Origin of the sequence: Halomonas sp. ALS9 (genome assembly GCF_001651035.1) — a bacterium.
In the GTDB taxonomy this organism is placed as follows: domain Bacteria; phylum Pseudomonadota; class Gammaproteobacteria; order Pseudomonadales; family Halomonadaceae; genus Vreelandella.
Genome location: NZ_LXRG01000054.1, coordinates 488,075 through 507,445, shown reverse-complemented (window position 1 = coordinate 507,445; position 19,371 = coordinate 488,075). Strand labels below are relative to the sequence as shown.

General features: G+C 57.2%; 13 protein-coding genes and 1 pseudogene. 7 read left to right on the top strand and 7 right to left on the bottom strand.

All coding sequences use genetic code 11. The features are described 5' to 3' along the window. Window positions 1-41: 41 nt before the first annotated feature. The 6 genes from relA to A6R74_RS03880 are packed head-to-tail and all read left to right on the top strand — an operon-like array spanning window position 42 to window position 7,896. Window positions 42-2,318 carry a GTP diphosphokinase gene (gene relA, locus A6R74_RS03905; RefSeq protein WP_064233135.1) on the top strand — a complete coding sequence of 759 codons (2,277 nt, stop codon included), beginning with the start codon at window positions 42-44 and terminating at the stop codon, window positions 2,316-2,318. Next, window positions 2,318-3,187 carry a nucleoside triphosphate pyrophosphohydrolase gene (gene mazG / locus A6R74_RS03900; RefSeq protein ID WP_064233134.1) on the top strand — a complete coding sequence of 290 codons (870 nt, stop codon included), beginning with the start codon at window positions 2,318-2,320 and terminating at the stop codon, window positions 3,185-3,187. Before relA ends, mazG begins: the two co-directional genes overlap by 1 nt. A 38-nt stretch (window positions 3,188-3,225) precedes the next feature. Continuing rightward, complete coding sequence (gene ppc, locus A6R74_RS03895) at window positions 3,226-5,874, top strand: phosphoenolpyruvate carboxylase (RefSeq protein ID WP_064233133.1); 2,649 nt, start codon at window positions 3,226-3,228, stop codon at window positions 5,872-5,874. A gap of 58 nt (window positions 5,875-5,932) precedes the next feature. Then, window positions 5,933-6,478, top strand: coding sequence for a DUF924 family protein (locus A6R74_RS03890; RefSeq protein WP_064233132.1), 546 nt, complete (start codon window positions 5,933-5,935; stop codon window positions 6,476-6,478). A 36-nt stretch (window positions 6,479-6,514) separates the two neighbouring features. Then, a complete protein-coding gene (gene rluF / locus A6R74_RS03885; RefSeq protein ID WP_064233131.1) occupies window positions 6,515-7,594 on the top strand; it encodes a 23S rRNA pseudouridine(2604) synthase RluF in 1,080 nt (359 codons plus the stop codon). 26 nt (window positions 7,595-7,620) lie between these two features. Further along, complete coding sequence (locus tag A6R74_RS03880; RefSeq protein ID WP_064233130.1) at window positions 7,621-7,896, top strand: DUF1294 domain-containing protein; 276 nt, start codon at window positions 7,621-7,623, stop codon at window positions 7,894-7,896. A 30-nt stretch (window positions 7,897-7,926) separates the two neighbouring features. Here A6R74_RS03880 and A6R74_RS03875 read toward each other — a convergent pair whose 3' ends face one another. From A6R74_RS03875 to A6R74_RS22160, 3 genes are read right to left on the bottom strand one after another with little or no spacing between them, the layout of a single operon-like run. Then, entirely contained in the window at window positions 7,927-8,607 is a 681-nt protein-coding gene (locus A6R74_RS03875) for an anthranilate synthase component II (protein ID WP_064233129.1), read from the bottom strand. Continuing rightward, window positions 8,604-10,025, bottom strand: a complete 1,422-nt coding sequence (locus A6R74_RS03870; protein ID WP_064233128.1) for an anthranilate synthase component I family protein — start codon at window positions 10,023-10,025, stop codon at window positions 8,604-8,606. The genes A6R74_RS03875 and A6R74_RS03870 overlap by 4 nt, the downstream gene beginning before the upstream one ends. After that, a complete protein-coding gene (locus tag A6R74_RS22160; RefSeq protein WP_082906587.1) occupies window positions 10,022-10,354 on the bottom strand; it encodes a Trp family transcriptional regulator in 333 nt (110 codons plus the stop codon). The genes A6R74_RS03870 and A6R74_RS22160 overlap by 4 nt, the downstream gene beginning before the upstream one ends. Before the next feature lie 100 nt (window positions 10,355-10,454). Between A6R74_RS22160 and A6R74_RS03865 the strand changes: the two genes are divergently transcribed. Beyond that, a complete protein-coding gene (locus tag A6R74_RS03865; protein ID WP_064233127.1) occupies window positions 10,455-12,350 on the top strand; it encodes a monovalent cation:proton antiporter-2 (CPA2) family protein in 1,896 nt (631 codons plus the stop codon). Window positions 12,351-12,535: 185 nt separating this feature from the next. Here the strand turns inward: A6R74_RS03865 and A6R74_RS22620 are convergent, their stop codons facing one another. From A6R74_RS22620 to A6R74_RS23015, 4 genes and pseudogenes are all read right to left on the bottom strand, one after another. Next, window positions 12,536-12,742, bottom strand: coding sequence for a hypothetical protein (locus A6R74_RS22620; RefSeq protein ID WP_125410283.1), 207 nt, complete (start codon window positions 12,740-12,742; stop codon window positions 12,536-12,538). 430 nt (window positions 12,743-13,172) lie between these two features. After that, a complete protein-coding gene (locus A6R74_RS22730; protein WP_064233125.1) occupies window positions 13,173-13,418 on the bottom strand; it encodes a hypothetical protein in 246 nt (81 codons plus the stop codon). Window position 13,419: 1 nt separating this feature from the next. Continuing rightward, the gene (locus A6R74_RS23020) at window positions 13,420-17,133 is read right to left on the bottom strand and encodes an RHS repeat-associated core domain-containing protein (protein WP_240488161.1); all 3,714 of its coding nucleotides are present in this window, start codon (window positions 17,131-17,133) and stop codon (window positions 13,420-13,422) included. Between the two features lie 123 nt (window positions 17,134-17,256). Next, a pseudogene (locus A6R74_RS23015) lies at window positions 17,257-19,257 on the bottom strand (type VI secretion system Vgr family protein); the annotation flags it as partial. Window positions 19,258-19,371: the final 114 nt, after the last annotated feature.

Sequence of the window (19,371 nt, the reverse complement as noted above, 5' to 3'; positions counted from 1 at the left end):
GCCGTGTAGAGACCGTCTCCCTGAAAGGATAAGTGATTGTCATGGTGAAAGTGCGTGAAGACCAGCCGCTAACCACAAGCGGAAAGGTGGACATACAGCAATGGTTGACGCGCCTTCAGGAGGATGTGCGTCTACCTGAGCCTGAGCGTTTAGTCGCTGCCTGTGAACTTGCCGAAAAGTTGGAGCTTGAGGCCCCACGCACCCATCGCGTATGGCTATCGCCAGGCTCTAGCTTTCGCATGGGTCTGGAAATGGCTGATATCCTAGGCGAACTGAAGCTAGATCAAGCGACGCTTGAGGCCGCCGTTCTCTACCGTGGCGTAAGGGAAGGGTTGCTGAGCCTTGAGTCTGTATCAAAGCGCTTTGGCGAAGAAGTGGCCAGCCTGATTGATGGCGTGCTGCAAATGGCCGCTATTAGCTACCCGCTGGCGCCTGATCATGGGATGGGCCAGCACAACCAGCAGGAAAACCTGCGCAAGATGCTGGTCAATATGGTCGGTGATGTACGCGTGGCGCTGATCAAAATTGCCGAACGCACCTGCGCCTTACGCCAAGTAAAAGACGCCCCCCGGGAAAAAAGCTTACAGGTGGCCAGGGAAGTTGCCGATATTTACGCGCCGCTGGCCCACCGCCTGGGCATCGGTCAGCTTAAGTGGGAGCTGGAAGACCTATCGTTTCGTTATTTGCACGAAGACGAGTACAAGGCGATTGCCAAACTGTTGGCGGAGAAGCGCCTTGATCGCGACCGCTATATCCACGATGTCGTAGAAACCATCAAAGCGTTGATGGAAGCGCAGCACATCCACCGCTACGACGTGGACGGTCGGGCCAAACATATTTACTCGATCTGGCGTAAAATGAAGCGCAAACGGATCGATTTTTCTCAGGTACACGACGTAAGAGCAGTGCGAATTCTAGTGCCAGAAGTAGCCGACTGCTACACCGTACTGGGCATTATTCACTCGCGCTGGCATCACGTGCCGAACGAGTTTGACGACTACATCGCCAACCCCAAAAAGAACGGCTACCAGTCACTGCATACTGCCGTGATGGGGCCAGAAAACAAGGTGCTCGAAATCCAGATTCGTACCTTCGCCATGCACGACGAAGCGGAGCTGGGCGTGTGCGCCCACTGGCGTTACAAAGGCCACGATACCAACGCCAAAAGCCGTAGCTACGAAGAGAAAATTGCCTGGCTGCGTCAGGTACTGGAGTGGCAGGACGAGGTGGGTGGTTTTGGCGACCTGCGAGAAGGGCTCTCCAGCGATGTGGCACCTGACCGTATCTATGTCTTTACCCCCGACGGCCACGTCATCGATTTGCCGCGTATTGCCACCCCGATCGACTTTGCCTACCGGGTGCATACCGAGATTGGGCACCGCTGCCGGGGTGCCAAAATTAATGGGCGCATCGTGCCGCTCACTTACAAGCTTAAAACCGGCCAGCAGATAGAAATTCTCACCGCCACCAAGGGCGGACCGAGCCGCGACTGGTTAAACCCCAACCTGGGCTATGTGCGCACCTCACGGGCGCGGGCCAAAATCCAAGCATGGTTCAAGCATCAGGCGCGGGATCAAAATCTAGACGAAGGGCGCGTGCTGTTTGACCGCGAAATGCGCCGCCTGGACGTTGAGGGCCTCGACCTGCCCAGGCTGGCCAAGGCGGTTAACTACCTCAATGCTGATGATATGTACGCCGCCATCGGCGCCGGAGACTTGCGCATTGGTCAAGTGTTGCACCAGGCCCAGCAGCTATTTGGTGAAAGCGATGATCAAGAGCAGCTCGACCGCCTACTCGCCAAGCCAAAACGCCAATCCAGCAAGGCCACCAAAAGTGATATCACTGTGCTGGGTGTCGGCAACCTGAAAACCAGTATGGCCAACTGCTGCCGTCCGGTGCCCGGTGAGCCGATTATTGGCTTTATTACTCAGGGGCGCGGTGTGACCGTTCACCGTCAGGACTGCAGCAATATTCTACAATTGCGTCTGGATGAGCCCCAGCGCATTATCGAAGTGGAGTGGGGCGAACGCGCCCAAACCCGTTATCCGGTAACCATTGAAATTCAGGCTTGGGATCGCTCCGGTCTGTTGCGCGACGTTACCGGGCTGCTGGGTAATGAAAAAGTTAACGTGCTGGCGGTGAACACGCTAACCGATACCGATGAAGGCATTGCCCGACTGCGTATCACGCTGGAAGTCGATGGCCTTGAATCACTGGGGCGCTTGTTCTCGCGTATTCAGCAGTTGCCTAACGTTACCGAAGTGCGCCGTTTGCGCAACGCCGACCCAGAGCAGCAAGCGCGTAAGGGAGGTGCGTAATGCGCCATGGTATCGATGACCTGCTGACATTGATGCAGGTGCTGCGTGACCACGAGCAAGGCTGTCCCTGGGATCTTCAGCAGGATTGGGACAGCATTGTGCCCCACACCCTGGAAGAGGCCTACGAGGTCGCTGATGCCATCGAACGGCGCGCTTTTGACGAGCTACCCGGTGAGCTAGGCGATCTGCTTTTTCAAGTGGTTTACTACGCCCAGTTCGGTGCGGAGGAGCAGCGCTTCGATTTTGCCGATATCGTCGATACGCTGACCGCCAAAATGCTACGCCGCCATCCACACGTATTTCCAGAGGGCACCCTGGCCTCGCGGCGCCCGCCAGGAATGAGTGCCGAAGAGGTGCAAACCCAGCAGGTGAATAGCCGCTGGGAGTCACTGAAAGCCGAAGAACGTGCCGAGAGAGCCGTAGAACGGCCCTCTGTGCTCGACGATGTTCCGCGCACGCTGCCCGCGCTTAGCCGCGCTGCCAAGCTGTCTAAACGCGCAGCGCGAGTAGGCTTTGATTGGCCCGACGCCCGCGGCGTGATTGATAAAATTCGTGAAGAGTTGGCCGAAGTGGAAGAAGCGCTCGCCGCCGGTGATCAATCGCATGCGCAAGAAGAAGTCGGCGATCTGCTATTTGCAGTCACCAACCTTGCCCGCACGCTGAATGCCGACCCGGAGCAGTGCCTGCGCGCTACCAATGCCAAGTTTGAGCGCCGTTTTCGTTTTGTCGAGCGCGAGCTGAGCGCTGCCCAGCGGCCATTAGCAGAGGCTTCCCTAGACGAAATGGAAGCCCACTGGCAGGCGGCAAAAGCACAAGAGCTTCAGTCTCAAGAACTTCAGTCACAAGAAAAACAACCTACCCATTCCTGATTTAATAATGATGCGACCCCTGCAAGGAGGCCATGCCAATGAGTCACGACCTACACGAATCTCTGCGCGATAACGTGCGCATTCTGGGCGATAGCCTGGGGCGCACCATTGCCGATGATTTGGGCCAAGCATTTGTCGATAAAATTGAAACCATTCGCGCCCACGCCAAGCGCGGTCGCCAAGGCGATTCACTGCAGCAGCGCGAATTAATCGAGTACCTGCGTGAGCTGCCCGAGAGCGACCTGCTGCCGGTTACTCGAGCCTTTAACCAGTTTTTAAACCTTGCCAATATTGCCGAACAGCACTACCGGGCACGCTTTCGCCGGGTAGAGGACTACAAGCCTGGCTCTCAGCCAGTGCTGGGGGAACTGCTTGAACGCGCCCAGAAGGCGGGTAACTCACCGCGTAATCTGGTCGAAACCCTCGCTAATATGCGCGTAGAGTTGGTGCTCACCGCCCACCCCACCGAAGTTATTCGCCGCACCTTGATCCAAAAATATGACGCCATCGATGAGTGTTTAACCGCCATCGAGAGCTCTGAAGATTATCCCGAGCGTGGCACCCGCGCCCAAGGGCGCCTGGAAGAGCTGATTAGTCAGGCGTGGCACACCGACGAGATCCGCCACGAGCGGCCCACCCCGGTGGACGAAGCCAAGTGGGGTTTTGCGGTGATCGAAAACTCGTTGTGGCAGGCAGTGCCTGACTTTCACCGGGATCTGGACAACCTGCTGCTGGATACCGCCGGCGAGCGCTTGCCCCTGGATGCAGCACCGATACGCTACGCTTCCTGGATGGGCGGCGACCGGGACGGTAACCCCAACGTAACTGCACGGGTGACCCGCGAAGTATTGCTACTGGGCCGCTGGATGGCTGCCGACCTCTATTTGCGCGATCTTGAGCAGCTCAAAACCGAGCTCTCCATGTGGAAGGCCAATAGCGCGCTCAAAGCTGAAGCGGGCGATGTCGCTGAGCCTTACCGCGAAGTGTTGAAGCGGTTGCTTGCGAAGATGGAATCAACCCGCGATTGGGCCAAGGCTGAGCTGGAGGGGAATAACTATGACGGCGGGCCGATTATCGAAACCCGCGATCAGCTCTATTCGCCACTGCTCGCCTGCTACCGCTCGCTGTGTGATGTGGGTCTCGACACCATCGCCAACGGCGCGTTGCTGGATACGCTGCGCCGGGTAGCGGTATTTGGTGTGACGCTGACCAAGCTTGACCTACGTCAGGAAGCCAGCCGCCATGCCCAGGTCATTGAGGAACTGACCAGCGCCCTGGGTCTGGGTCATTACCAGGAGTGGGACGAAGCCAAACGCCAGGAGTTTCTGCTCGCCGAGCTGGCCTCACGACGCCCGCTGATTCCGCGCCGCTGGGAGTGCTCTGCGGAATCCCGAGAGGTGCTGGATACCTTCAAAGTCATCGCCCAGGAGCAAACTGAAGCACTGGGGACGTACATTATTTCCATGGCCGCTGAGCCTTCTGATGTGCTCACCGTCGCGCTGCTGATGAAAGAGGTTGGCGGACAGGTAACGCTACCTATTGCGCCACTGTTTGAAACCCTTAACGACCTTAATCACGCAGGCGATGTGGTGGATCAACTGCTCGCGATACCCGGCTATCGTTCGCTGATTGATGACCGCCAGGAAATAATGATCGGTTATTCCGACTCGGCCAAAGATGCCGGGCAGTTGGCCGCTGCTTGGGCGCAGTACCGCGCCCAGGAGTCATTGGTAAATGTGTGTAACCGCCACGGTGTTGATTTAACCCTGTTCCACGGCCGCGGCGGCACCGTTGGCCGCGGCGGCGGCCCGGCTCATGCGGCGATTCTCTCCCAGCCCCCAGGTTCGGTAAACGGCAGTCTAAGGGTAACCGAGCAGGGCGAGATGATTCGCTTCAAGTTTGGTCAGCCGGATATTGCCCTACGCTCCATGGAGATCTACGCCTGCGCGGTGTTGGAAGCCACGCTATTGCCACCTCGTGCTCCAGAACCCCACTGGCGTGAAGAGATGGATCAGCTCGCCCAGGTAGCGCATGCCGCCTACGTAGGCGTCGTGCGTGAAGACCCGGACTTTGTGCCTTATTTCCGGGCGGTCACCCCAGAAGGTGCTCTGGGCCGGCTGCCACTAGGCTCCCGCCCCACCAAGCGGCGTCAGGACGGTGGGGTCGAAACCCTACGCGCTATTCCGTGGATTTTCGCCTGGACGCAGATTCGTTTAATGCTACCCGCGTGGCTGGGCAGCGGCGAAGCCTTCTCACGGCGTTTGGAGCAGCCCGGCGGCCGTGATGTGTTGCAGGAGATGCGCAACGAGTGGCCTTTCTTCGGCACCTACCTGGACATGCTTGAGATGCTGCTGGCCAAAGCCGACGTAGCGATTGCCGCTTACTACGAGCACCGCTTAGTCGACGAGCCCTCGCTGAAAGCGTTGGGTAAACAGCTGCGTGAACGTTTTGGGCGTTTGGAAGATGCAGTGCTGGATATCTTGCAGCAGGAGAAACTGCTGGAGAATACGCCGCTGATTCGTCAGGCGATCGATGTGCGTAACCCCTACATCGACCCGCTCCATGGCCTTCAGGCAGAGCTGCTGCAGCGTAACCGTGATGCCGATGGGGCGATTAGCGCGGATCTTTCCCGTGCACTCATGGTCACCATGGCGGGGATTGCTGCTGGTCTACGTAACACGGGCTAGGTAACACGGGCCAGGCAACACCGGCTAGTTTCTTAATTACGCTAAGAAGGAGGCGTCAATGCCCTCAGATGCTCAAGCGGTACTCGATTTTTGGTTTGAGGAGCTGACGCCTGCTCAGTGGTTTAAAAAAGACCCTGAGATGGATCGGATGATCTTGCAGCGGTTTGGCGCACTGCATGCCCAAGCCGCGCAGTGCGAGTGTTACCCATGGCGGCAAACGGCCGATGGGCGGCTCGCTGAGATTATTGTGCTGGATCAGTTCTCGCGCAATATCTACCGCAATGACGCGCGCGCCTTTGCCACCGATACCTTAGCGCTGGCGCTGGCCCAGGAGGCAGTGGCCGTTGGAGCCGATGCTCCGCTTTCCAGCGTGCAGCGGGCGTTTCTGTATATGCCCTATATGCATAGCGAGTCTGTGGTTATTCATGAGCGGGCGATGCAGCTATTTGACCAGCCGGGGTTGGAGAGCAATCTCGATTTTGAAGTCCGCCACAAAGCGATTATTGATCGTTTCGGGCGTTACCCGCACCGCAATGCATTGCTAGGGCGGGCCTCTAGCGATGAAGAGCTGAACTTTCTAAAGCAGCCCGGCTCGTCTTTTTAAGCGTTTCTTTATTCTCTTTTAGCCATATGGCGTTATATGTCGTTGCGAAAATCTACCCGGATCAATAAGTACATTAGCGAAAGTGGCATGTGCTCCCGCCGCGAGGCCGACCGCTTTGTGGAGCAGGGCAATGTGTGGATTAATGGCCGCCGCGCGACCACGGGTGATCAGGTGGTGGCGGGGGATTTGGTTAAGGTTAACGGTCAGGAGATCGAGCCTCAGGAGGAGGAGGATCTCGTTCTTATCGCGCTGAACAAACCGGTGGGCATTGTCAGTACCACCGAGTCCAGCGAGAAGGATAATATCGTTGAGTTCGTGAAGCATGGCGTGCGTATTTTCCCCATTGGGCGGCTCGATAAAGACTCCCAGGGGCTGATTTTTTTAACCAATAACGGCGATCTGGTTAACAAGATTTTGCGCGCCAATAACAACCACGAAAAAGAGTACCAGGTGACGGTGGACAAGCCGATCACCGACGAGTTTATCGACGGCATGCAGAGCGGTGTGCCGATTCTTGGCAAGGTGACCAAGCGGTGCAAGGTGCAAAAAGAGTCCACCTTTGTGTTCACCATCACCTTGGTGCAGGGGCTCAATCGGCAAATTCGCCGTATGTGTGAATACTTCGGCTACGAAGTTACCCAGCTTATTCGCACGCGCATCATGAATGTGTCGCTAAAAGGCTTAGCCCTGGGAGACTGGCGCGACCTGACTGCCAAAGAGATCGATACCATTATCGCCCTGACCGAACGCTCAGAGGCGGCACCCGAGAAGAAAAGTAAAGCTAAGCCGGAAAGACCCAACTACAGCTCAGGCGCAGGAAAGGCAAAACCGCCTTCCGCGAAAGGGCGTCCGGCCAAAGCAGGCGCGAAGGCGGCTGGTGTCAAGGCCGCCGGGGCTAAATCGCTTCCCAAAGGTAAAAAAGCCGCCAGCGGAAAAGCTAACGGAAAAGCTAGCACCGGCCCGAAAGGCAATGCGCCAGGTAAGCCGCACCCCAAGGGCGGTAAAGCCCTCGGTAAGCCCGGTGTTAAAAGCAAGACTGGTGCTAAAGGTAAGCCCGTTGGTAAAGGCCGCGGTAAGCCAGCGGTGGGCGGCAAACCTTCTCAGCGACGCAAGTAGCTCCTAACCCTTTAAGAGTCTCCACTGTGATTCCAATCGTCGCCTTTTACGCTGTGATGAGCGTTATCGCTTATATCACGTATGCCATCGACAAAAAGGCGGCGATTAAAAACCGCCGTCGGGTGAGTGAGAAGTCGTTACATCTGCTTGGGATAGTGGGTGGGTGGCCGGGTGCGCTCCTGGCTCAGCAGCAGCTGCGGCATAAAACCCAGAAAACCGCCTTTCAAGTTACGTTCTGGCTGACGGTTGTCGTGAATCTGGTCTGTGCAGGGTGGCTAACTGTTTCATTGAGTCTCATTTAGCCACCCATTTAGCCATCCTATACTTGGTGCTTACGCTGTGGCTTGATCGTTGGGCGCGAAAAGAAAATTAGCAATCAGCTCTTTACCGCCTTCGGTGGCAAACGATTCCGGATGGAACTGAATGCCGTGAATCGGGTACTCCCGGTGTTTCACGCCCATCAGTTCGAATTCACCCAATGCTTGCCAGCCGCTGCGCTGCTCAAAGTTATCAGCTTCCAGTGCGCCAACGGTGGCGGTCACTTCCAGGCACTCGGGCAGGGTGGCCGCATCGGCAATCAGTGAGTGATAGCGCATTACCTCAAGCTGGTCGGGCACGCCGTTAAACACCGATGCGTTATTGTGGTTGATGGGACTGATCTTGCCGTGCATGGGCAGCGGCGCCTTCACTACCTTGCCGCCAAACACGTGCACAATGCCCTGCATGCCCAGGCAAACGCCCAGCAGCGGTGTGGTTTTGCCTAGTTTCTCTATCACTTCAGCACAGACGCCGAAGTAGCGCGGGTCATCCGGCGAGCCAGGGCCAGGGGAAATAATAATGCGATCCGGTGCCATGGCTTCGATGGTTTGGAAATCAATTTGATTATTGCGCTTAACGGATATCTCAAAGTTGGCCAGCCCGCCGCGATTCTTCTCCGTGGTTAAGATCTCACCAATAAACTGATAGAGGTTATAGGTGAAGGAGTCGTAATTATCGATAATCAGTACTTTCATGCTGGGCGCTCCATGTCCGTTTTCATAAAAGGGGCAAGGGCTTTGCGGGTGCCGGCAAATTTGCGGCGAATCTCTTCGTACTCATCTTCAGCGTTGCTATCGAAGACGTTGCCACCACAAGTTTGCACGTAGGCGCGCTCACCGTTAACAAACACGGTACGGATGGGGATTGCAAAGGTGCAGTCACCGTTGAACGAAAACTGACCTACCGCACCACCATAGGGGCCGCGACCGTCGGTTTCCAAGTCATCGATAATTTTCATCGCTTCGATTTTTGGCGCACCGGTGAGGGTGCCCGCCGGAAAATTGCTGGCCAGCGCGGTAAACATATCCTCGCCTTCGGCGATAATGCCGACGATCTCGCTGGAGATATGCTGCACGTGGCTGAAGCGCTTGATGTCCATCAGGCTGCGCACCTTCACCGTACCGAACTGCGCTACTCGGCCAATATCATTGCGGTGTAGATCCACAATCATATTGTGCTCGGCGATCTCTTTAGGGTCGTTGAGCAGCGCCCGGGCGAGCTGGGTGTCTTCCTGAGGCGTTTGTCCGCGCAGCGTGGTACCTGCGAGGGGAAAAGTTTCCATCTCCCCTTGGCGCAGCCGGAACAGCAGCTCAGGGCTGGCGCCAATTAGCTTCTGTTCACCAAATTTGACGTAGTACATCTGCGGCGAGGGGTTAATGGTGCGTAGCTGGTCGTACAACGCCAAAGTGTCGCCCTGAATCCGAAAGCGCTTTTTAAACCCGACCTCACACTGGAACACCTTGCCGTCAATAATATCCTGCTTCACCTTGGCCACTGCCTCAGCGTGCTCTGCCTGGCTCATGGTGTCGCCGAGTGCCGTGATCTGCAGCGGGCCTGCTGGCTCATCGTCTGCACTGATCAGCGTCTGCAGAAAGTCGTAGCGGCTGTTGTCGTAGTAGAAGTAGGTGACTTCCCCGGTCATCTTGTCGAGAATCAGGCCATCTTTGTAAAGCCCAAAGCGAAACGTATCGAAATCATCGCTGGCTTTAAGCGTTAGCGATGGCTCGAAGTACTGCATGGCATCGTAACCGAGATAACCGCTTAGTCCGCCAGCGTATTTACGCGAAATAATATTTTGCGGGATCAGGCTGCGCAGCAGCTCGTAGGGGTTATCGCTGGAGTAGTGGTTGGCATTGCCTTTGCGGTCTTCGATGGTCAGCGTTTGGCCGTTGGCGTAAAGCGTGTACTCGGGGTCAAAGCCAATGATCGAGTGGCGCGCCATATGGCTGTCTTCGCCCAGGGACTCCAGCATGTAGCAGGTAGAAAATTGCCGCTCGATTTTTTGAAACAGCGCAAAAAAATCGCAGTCCGCCGCCAAGGTCACGTAGTGCGGTTTGCGTGGCAGCGTAAAAGGCTGCGGGCCTGATACGGCCTGTGTATTGGCAGTGGTCATGATGCATCATTCCGTGAAGAGGGTGGTGATGAAAGTAGTGAAGAAGGCTGTGAAGAAGATTGAGAAGAATGTGGCGATGTTGAAGCAGGTAACGTTGCTAAGGCGCGGGAGCCCCGTGACACCGTAGCGATACCCACGCCCAGGATTTCGGCAATTTTGCGGTGGGGCACACCGTCACGCAGTAGTCTAAAAATCTGTAGGCGTTTACTGATTTCTTGGTACTCTGCAGGCGTTAGCAGGCTAGCCAGCGCTGCGTCCATTGCCTTAGGTGAATCAATGGCGAGCAGATGGTCAATTAGCTCAGCCTGGTAGTCTTCGTTTGAGGGCATGGTCAAGACCGGTTAATAATCGTGTACTAGCGTACTAGTACGTTATATTATTGGCCGTAAAAGTCAAGCAATGCGTGTTGATTTACATTAAGGGAATTCGATGACCGGCTATTTTATTCAAGCCTTTATTTACCTTGTCGCCGCGGTGATTGCGGTACCGCTCGCCAAACGCTTCGGCCTGGGGTCAGTGCTGGGTTATTTGGTTGCTGGGGTGGTGATTGGCCCAATTCTGGGATTGGTGGGTCAGGAGACCACCACTATTCAGCACTTTGCCGAGTTTGGCGTGGTGATGATGCTGTTTTTGGTGGGTATGGAGCTTGATCCCAAGGGGCTTTGGGCGATGCGCGTGCGGTTGATCGGTCTGGGTGGGCTTCAGGTAGTGCTAACGGCCGCTGCAGGCACTGCCATGGCTTGGTGGCTGGGACTTGTGTGGCAAACTGCACTGGCAGTGGGGTTAATTTTTGCGCTCTCTTCCACGGCCATTGTGCTGCAAACACTCAATGAGAAGGGACTCGCCAAAACAGAAGGCGGGCGCAGCGCTTTCTCGGTGCTGCTGTTCCAGGATATCGCGGTGATCCCTATGCTGGCGTTGATTCCGCTGCTGGCGCTGCCGGAATTAATGGGTGTGGGCGTTGATGATGGCCATGCCAGTTTAAACTTGGTTGCAGGCTTGCCCGGCTGGGCACACGCTTTGGTGGTCGTAGCTGCTATCGCCAGCGTGATAGCCGGGGGCTACTATTTAGTGCCGCTGTTGTTTCGCTATGTCATTGGCTCTGGCCTTCGTGAGGTGTTTACCGCCACGGCGCTGATGTTGGTCATTGGCATCGCTGCACTGATGAGTGTGGTCAATCTATCTCCTGCTTTGGGGGCCTTTTTGGCCGGCGTAGTACTGGCTAATAGCGAGTTTAAGCACGAGCTGGAAGCCAATATTGAACCCTTCAAAGGCCTGCTTCTGGGGCTGTTCTTTATTACCGTCGGCGCGGGCATCAACTTCTCGGTGCTGGCGGCAGAGTGGGGCACGGTACTCTCATTAGGCGTGGCGGTTATCGTTGTAAAAGGGGTGATTCTGCTGGGCTTGGCACTGCTATTCCGGGTGCATGGCAGCAACGGCTGGCTGTTTACGTTAAGCCTTGCCCAAGCCGGTGAATTTGGCTTTGTGCTGCTCACCTATAGCGTCCAAAACAGCGTAATTCCTACTGATATCTCCCAGGTACTGTCGTTGGTTGTCGCGCTTTCAATGTTCTTAACACCACTGCTTTTTATAGCTTACGACCGCTTAGTGCTACCGCGTTACCAAACAACCAAAAACGACGACCGAGAGGCCGATGCGATTGAAGAGCAGGCGCCGGTTATCGTTGCGGGGGTAGGGAGGTTTGGGCAAATCATTTGCCGTTTGTTGCGCGCTAATAATATTCCCATTGTTGCGTTGGATCACGAGATCAAGCAGATCGAAAACCTGCGAAAAATTAATATTAAAAGCTACTTTGGTGATGCCAGCCGCTCTGACTTACTCGAAACGGCAGGGATTGAGCATGCCCGTTTGCTGGTTATCGCGCTAGATGATCGCGACCGCTCCGTGCAGATGGTCAAGCATGTAAAGCACGCCTATCCGCATGTCTGGGTATTGGCCCGCGCCTTTGATCGCGGCCACGGCTATCAGCTCCGCGATGCAGGGGCCGACGATGTAATCAGCGAAACCTACCATTCAGCGCTGGAGTTAGGGGGCCATGCTTTGACAGCCATGGGCGTGCACCCCATGCGCGCCAAGCAAATGACCTGGGCCTTTGTACAGAACGAAGATGACCACGAAGACGAGCTGTTTAACGCCTGGAAAGAGATCGAAGAAGGCATCAGTTTCAGTCCTCGCTACGGCGAGCTATTTATGAAGCTGGAAGAGTCGCTGAATAGCGCCATGCAGCAGGATTGGCCAGAACCCCAACGGGAGGATGTGCCGATCTGGACACCGCCAGAGGTTGATCAGGGGGACAAGGCATAGGAAATGAAGTAAACAATAGCAGTGTACTTGGTGTATTTGTCGCCGAGTTAAATGTGAGCAATTACATTGTAGTCGACGCGGTTGTGATTCCTGAATTCGACTAAATCGGGCAGTGCCTACTGCTGCTCTAACCGATCCCTCGCCGCATCCACCGAGTCGCGGTGGGCATTATCGCTGTGTTGGCTTCAGGCGATAACTTTTTCTGCTGGATCGCCTTGCAGGCTGCGGAAGCTCATCCGACCCAGGGCGTCGTATTGATAGCTCTGTTGGCTGGTGGTGTCCGGGCTGCGCAGGGGGAGGTGAGCTAACTGGCCGAGATTGGTGTAACCCCACTCCAGAATTAATGGCTGGTGATGGTCATTGGTGCTGGTGTTGAGACGGCGCTGGGCCACTTGGTACAGGGCATTGGGTCAAGTCCAGGCCGGGGCAGTCAGACCGTATCGGTGGCCGTGTGCCGCGTCATGAAGGGCTTAGAGCGGGATAAGTTGCTTTTTAAGAGCAAAAAACCGTCTTCAACAAGCTTTAGCTGGGCGCTCAAGTGGCTAAATGCCGATATTAAAATTACTCACCCAGATGACCGGCGGGGTAAATAAGGACAACAGGCAGTGGAGGCGGCTCGAAATCGGGTTTTTCTACAGCCTCGTTAGGTGATCTAGCTGGCTGAGGTTGGTGGTAACCCCGCTCCAGTATTAGTGATTATTTAATTGGTTGTTACGATCAGCAGAGGCCTCATTCTTTTGACAATAGTATTTCTCCCATTATAGATGAGAAAAATATTAAACTATTGTCAGGTGTTAGTTGACCACTATACTTTAGACCGCCCTATCCTTCTGAAGGACAAACTATTCTAACTGGCTGCCCATCTTTATAATGAAAATATTCTTTGCAGCCATTTTCCAATTCTCTCAGCCCTATATCCTTGGCCCTCATTAGCTCAGTCAACTCGACCCTCCCATTCTCATTCCAGTCCATATCTTTCACTGGATATCCTTTCATAAGCCCTAGCCCCACATTTGCTGAAATATACAAGCCAACTAGGAGGCACAACCCTACGATAAGCCACTTCATATTACCAACCTGCCCATGGCGCACTCTCGAATCGGCCGGGATCTGGAGAGTTAGGATTTCTGCTATAAAAAGTTCCGCTCTCTATCAAGCCAACTTCTGAAATGGATTCATATAACGAGCCTGGAGTTATATTTATTCCCAAGTCATATCCTAAATCCTCTAACCCCCTCTCTAAAGGATCAGTGCAGTTGAAACCAAGTGCACCATAACTACCTTTTCCTTGTTGCCACCTAAGTCTATTCTCAAGCTGAGCCTCCTGATGTGGTGACAGATTAAGAGTGTATCCTTTGGCATTCCTGAAATCGTTTCTTTCCATATATTGTTGGTGAGGCATAATGGCCATGCCATCTGTCCCCCATGAGTAATTAGTGCCATTAATGCTGGTAGCAACATGACCGAATGATGATCCACCCCATCCGACCCCTTCAAATATAATAACTTCTGTTTTTAATCCTTTTGGATCGATGAAACTAATTGGGTTTGCCACATACCCATATAAATTCGTGCCGCCGTTGAGCCCTATCGGATCCTGGCTGATGTACCTACCCTGCTGCGGGTCATAATAGCGGTGGCGGTTGTAATAGAGCCCACTCTCTTCGTCGTGCCACTGGCCCTGGAAGCGGATCGGTTGGGTGACGTTACGCACGGCGCGTTGATTTTTCACCGCTGCCCAGTCGTCGGGTTCGGCGAGCCAGCGGGGTTGGCCGTTGGGGGTGACCAACTGCATCGGTGTGCCCAGGGCGTCGGTGATATAGGCGCTGACTAACTGGCCCTGTTGGGTGTCGTCGATTCTGAGCATGGGCACAAAACTCCCCGGCTCATACACCACGGTAGTGCGCTGATTGTCCGTTTCTTCGCGTACGATGCGGTCTCCGTCCCAGCCGTAGTGGGTGGTGGCGGTGGTACCGTTGGGGTGGCGCACGGTTTTGCTGATGCGTCTTCCCAGGCCATCGTAGCGGTAGGTGGCGTCGCGGGTGTAGCCCAGCTCACTGGCGTGAGTGAGATGTACTAGACGATTGGCGCCGTCGTAGCCTAGGGTTAAGCGTTCGCCGTTGGGCTGTTGGCGTTCGATCAGGTTGCCAGCGCCGTCGTAACGATAGCGGGTGCCGTTGAGTTGAGCCAGCTGGTTGGTGGTGTTCGGCGTTGGGTTCTCTGTTGATGGTGCCGCTAACCGATTGCCCGCCGCATCCACCGAGTAGCGGTGGGCATTATCGCCGTGCTGGCTGCCGATCAAGCGCCCGGCGGCGTCGTAGCTGTAGGCGATGACTTTGGAAGCGGGGTCACCTTCCAGGCTGCGGAAGCTCATCCGGCCCAGGGCGTCGTATTGGTAGCTCTGTTGGCTGGTGGTGTCCGGGCTGCGTAGAGTGAGGTGATCCAGCTGGCCGAGGTGGGTATAGCCCCGTTCCAGCACCAGCGGTTGATTGTGCGCATTGGCGCTGGTGCTCAGGCGGCGCTGGGTCTCCCGGTGCAGGGCGTCGGGTTCGAGTGCGATCTCAAGATCAAGGCCGGGGGCGCTTAGGCCGTGCAGGTGGCCGCTGCCATAGGTGTGCCAGTTGAGCGCCGGTAGGTCGCCGAACTGGCTGGTTTCGGGCGCGCCGGTGGCGGTGAGGCTGTGCTGGTGTTGCCACTGCCAGCCACTCTCACCTGCTAGGCCCGCATGTTGCTGCTGTTCGCCGATTAAACGCTGGGCTTCGTCGTAGCTGAAGGTCACTTCGCCATGATCGTTGGTAACGCTAACCAGTTGCCCATTGCTGCCCCACTGGTACTGCTCCGTGCTGGCCGGGGCGTGTTCCGTGGCGGGCAGGTGCCGGGCGGTGAGGCGGCCGGCTTCGTCATAGTCGTAACGGGTCACCAGCGGCTGGCCGTCGGGGCCTGTTCGGTTGGTCTCAATACGTTCGATCAGTTGCCCAGCATCATCGTAGCGGTACTGCTGCTCGCGGCCATCGGGGCCAGTCTCGCTGGCTAAGCGATCCATGTCGTCATAAGCAAAACGGTAGACGGCGCCGTTGCCCAGGGTCAGCTCGTTCAAGCGGCCAATGTCATCGTAAGCGGTAAACTGCTGACTGCCATCGGCCTCAATGCGCTGCACCGGGCGGCCGTGGTCATCAAAGAAGAACTGCTGCCTAAACCCTTGTGGGCCTTCCAGCTCCACCAAGCGCCCTAGAGAGTCCACATGGTGGTGCCAGTAGAGTCCGTCGGGGAGCTGGGTGGCGACGCGTCGGCCCATCTTGTCGTGCTGGGTGCGGGTGGTCTCCCCTAGGGCGTTGGTGACGCTGGCCAGGTAGCCGTGGCGGTCGTAGGCGTACTCGGTACGCTGCTGGGAGCAGTCGATCTGGGCGGTGGCTTGACCCAGGGCGTTCCACTCGCGCTGATGGGTAGCACCCGCGGCATCGGTGACGGTGGTAGGGCGGTCAGGTAACTGCTCATTGTCATAGGCAAAAGCGGTGGTGCCTTCGGGCCCAGTGACCTCCAGCGGGTGGCCGCGCTCGTTACGGGTGATCTGCCAGCGCTGATTCTCGGGGCCTTCGATGCTCACCGGCTGCCCGAGCGCATCCCGCTCAATCGCCCAGCGCGTGCCGTCTGGGCTCGTCTGCGCAATCACTTGGACGTGGTCATCGCGTTCAATCAGCGTCTCGTGGCCCAGGGGATCCACCGTCGCTACCTTGAGACCCGCACGATCATAGCGAAACTCGATCCGCGAACCGTCGGCGCGGGTATGAGCCGTCCAGCGGCGGCCGGGGCCGCTGCCCACAAAGTGGTAGCGCTCCTCCCGGCCCAGGCTGTCGGTGACCAGGGTGTGATCCACGTGATAGGTATAAGAGCGCGCCAACCCACCGGCTTCCTGCTGGCCGACCACGCGGCCATCCGGGGCGTGGCGATCCCAGGTGTAGTGGGCTTCCATGCCCCCAGGTACCCGGTGGGCGGTGAGCATATGCGCCTGCCACTCAAACTCGCGCACCACCTCGCCGTGGCGGTGGCGCACCGCAATCAGGTCACCAGCGGAACTAAACGAATAGCGTACCAACCATTCGTCCGCTGACTCACCATCGTGTGCCTGCACCAGCTTGACGCCGGTCAAGCGCTGCCCGCTATCGCCCTGCATGGCAGGTAACAGGCTATCGTAGACCAGCTGGTAGTGGCGCTGGGCGCTGTCGATGACCCGCACTAACTGGTCACCTTCCCAGCGGTACTGGGTGGTATAGCCGTTGCGGTCGCGCTCTTCGATCAAGGGCCAGCGAGCAGCGGTATCGCCTTTAGGGCTGTTGCTTGCAGAAGTATCGCCGGGGCTGGCAGACACTGGGTTAGCAAACACGTAGTAAAGCCCGCTGGCATCGCTTAACACGATACGCTCAGGATCACTGCGCAACGTCTCATCCAGGGCTTGCCAGCGAGGCGTGTTACTCTCTTCAGCGGTTGAGGCACCCCCACGACGAATCCACAGTTGCTCGGTAGGCGAGAAGCGCGCCTGACCGGGGGCCAGTGCGCCAAAGGTAATCGCACGGCCCTGGGCATCATGAACAATACAGGCGTCGTCGTTGAGGGTAATGGCCAGGGACTCGCCGGGGAGTGACCAGCCCTGACCCAGAGCACCTATTTGTTCGTTGCTGGAGAGATAGCCACGGCTAAACACAAACGGCCGGGGCGCGGGGAGCGCAAAATCGGTCTCCGCAGGCAGCAGTTTGGCCCCCAAGAGCGGGTTGACCGGGCTGCCCACTGCCGGTTGGCAGGCGCTGCAGTCATCGGCCAGGCCATCGGTAATATCGATATCATCCAGCGCCAACGGGGTGGCGGCGGTGATATCGCTGCTGAGTAGCGGGGTCTGGTGCGGGTCGAGGGTAACGTCCTCGCTCTCCTCGGGCTCGGCTTCCCCGGGCAAGCGGGGCAGCACAATGGCGTGGCCCTGGCCACGCCCGGGGCTACCGCCGGAGTTGATCTTGACCTGAGGGCCCACAATGGTCACACCGCCGGGGTCGAGCTTGATAAAGCTGCCGCCGGCTTTGAAGGTGATCTCGCTGCCTGCTTCCAACACAATTTGGCTGCCCGCCTTGTGGTGCAGCTCGCGGCCGGTCTCCACCAATTGGGACTCGCCGTACACCTCATGGCGGGTTTGATCGATCTGAAGGTGGTCATCGCCCTTGATCTGGGTGTAGCGTTTCCCGTGCACGGTAAGGTGATCGTCGTTATGGATCTCGCTCAAGCGGTTGCGATGCAGCTTGAGGTGGCTGTCCCGGCGGATCTCCTCGGTGCGGTCGTTGAGGGTCAGCAGCTCCAGATCTTTCTGGGCGTGCAGCCAGATCTGCTCCTCACCGGTGGCGTCCTCAAAACGCAGTTCGTTAAAGCCGACGGACTTATGGCTCTGGGTGCGGATCACCGTGCGGGTCTTGTGTTCCGGCAGCGGGTAGGGCGGGGTATTTACCGCATGATAGGTACGCCCGGTGATCAGCGGCTGGTCCGGGTCAGCCTCCAAGTGTGAGATTATCACCTCATGGCCGATCCGCGGGATCGCCATGCTGCCGTAGCCACCGCCTGCCCAGCCCTGGGCCACTCGCACCCAACAGCTCGCCGTCTCGTTGGGTTCGGCGTAGCGATCCCAGGGAAATTGCACCTTGACCCGGCTGTGTTCATCGCAGTAGATCTCTTCGCCCTCCGGCCCGACCACAAAGGCCACCTGGGGGCCATCCACGCGCGGCTTGGGATTAGGCACCGGGCGGAAGGTCTGATCCTTGGGCATGATGACCAGCTCGTTATGGTAGCGGGTCATCTGCTCGCCTGACGCATCCGACAGTGCCCCACGACTCAGCGCCCCATTGCCACCCCGGGCCATGCCGTCCTCTTCCAATGCCTGGGGCTGCTCGCCGTGGTGCACCACGGCTACCACCTGCCACGCCTGGTTAAGGCTGTCGATATCGTGGTCGGCGAGGGTAAAACAAAGGCCAGGGGCAAGTTCAGGAAGGTCACTTTCCGCCTCGGCGGTGAGGGCGTCAGCGCGCAGGGACTCTAAGCGGTGGCGGGTAAACGGCTTGCCGGAGGCATCCTTTTTATAACGCCCGGGGTAATCGAAGTGTTCGTAATCTTCCCGCTGGGCGTGCTCACCCAGGTTGGGGGCCAGGTGCTCATGAAGCTGCGCGTAGGGCGGGTTCTTAAAGGTGTAGTCTTTAAGCATCGCCGAGGCGGGGCGTACCCGGCTGACCTGGCGGAGTTTACGTATATGACGTCGGGGCGGGGTGCCCCCGGCGCGGCCGTGGTAAGTGCGCTCGCCCACACTGGGCAATACCACCGTGGCGTCGGCAAACACTAACGAGTGTTTACCGCCCTCGGCATTTTCAAACTCATGGAAATAGAAACAGCCCTCTTCGGCGGCCACGCGCTCGATAAAGGCCAGGTCGGTCTCCCGGTACTGCACCAAATACTCCCGATCCAAGGGCGTGCGGGTAGTGGCAAACCTGATATCGGTGAGGCTGCGTTCATTGGCTAAGGTAGTGATGGCATCGTACGGCGAGGTGTCTTGAAAGATGCGCGAGTTGTGGCGTAGCGATAGGCGCCACAGGGCCGGGCGAATCTCCACCCGATAAAAGCTGCGCCGGTGTCCGCGGTCGCCTCGATGCAGCGCAGCGACCACCCCATGCACGCGGCGCAGCGGCTCGCCGTCCTGCCAAATGGACAGGGTGGCTTCCTGATCCAAACAGTCGCTGGGCGACAGGGTATGGGTGCGGCTGGCAAAGTCCACGGAGAGGGTAAACGGCTCAGAGAGGGCTTCACGATGGGTGAAACGTACCACGGCGGTGTCATCGGCCCCGGGAAGGGTCAGGGTAAATTGCAGGCCCGTTTTATCCGCCATCGCTCCGCTCCTTGAATCGTTATCTGCTAAATGAGAACGAGTTAGGATAGCGAGCCAGCGGCAGAGGGCAACCCCTTGAAGGCATGAAGCGTCAATGTCTTACACGCTTGTAAG

Excerpts from the sequence above, each read along its gene's own strand:
- relA (WP_064233135.1), top strand. The coding sequence starts at position 42 with ATGGTGAAAGTGCGTGAAGACCAGCCGCTAACCACAAGCGGAAAGGTG.
- mazG (WP_064233134.1), top strand. The coding sequence starts at position 2,318 with ATGCGCCATGGTATCGATGACCTGCTGACATTGATGCAGGTGCTGCGT.
- ppc (WP_064233133.1), top strand. The coding sequence starts at position 3,226 with ATGAGTCACGACCTACACGAATCTCTGCGCGATAACGTGCGCATTCTG.
- A6R74_RS03890 (WP_064233132.1), top strand. The coding sequence starts at position 5,933 with ATGCCCTCAGATGCTCAAGCGGTACTCGATTTTTGGTTTGAGGAGCTG.
- rluF (WP_064233131.1), top strand. The coding sequence starts at position 6,515 with ATGTCGTTGCGAAAATCTACCCGGATCAATAAGTACATTAGCGAAAGT.
- A6R74_RS03875 (WP_064233129.1), bottom strand. The coding sequence starts at position 8,607 with ATGAAAGTACTGATTATCGATAATTACGACTCCTTCACCTATAACCTC.
- A6R74_RS03870 (WP_064233128.1), bottom strand. The coding sequence starts at position 10,025 with ATGACCACTGCCAATACACAGGCCGTATCAGGCCCGCAGCCTTTTACG.
- A6R74_RS22160 (WP_082906587.1), bottom strand. The coding sequence starts at position 10,354 with ATGCCCTCAAACGAAGACTACCAGGCTGAGCTAATTGACCATCTGCTC.
- A6R74_RS03865 (WP_064233127.1), top strand. The coding sequence starts at position 10,455 with ATGACCGGCTATTTTATTCAAGCCTTTATTTACCTTGTCGCCGCGGTG.
- A6R74_RS22730 (WP_064233125.1), bottom strand. The coding sequence starts at position 13,418 with ATGAAGTGGCTTATCGTAGGGTTGTGCCTCCTAGTTGGCTTGTATATT.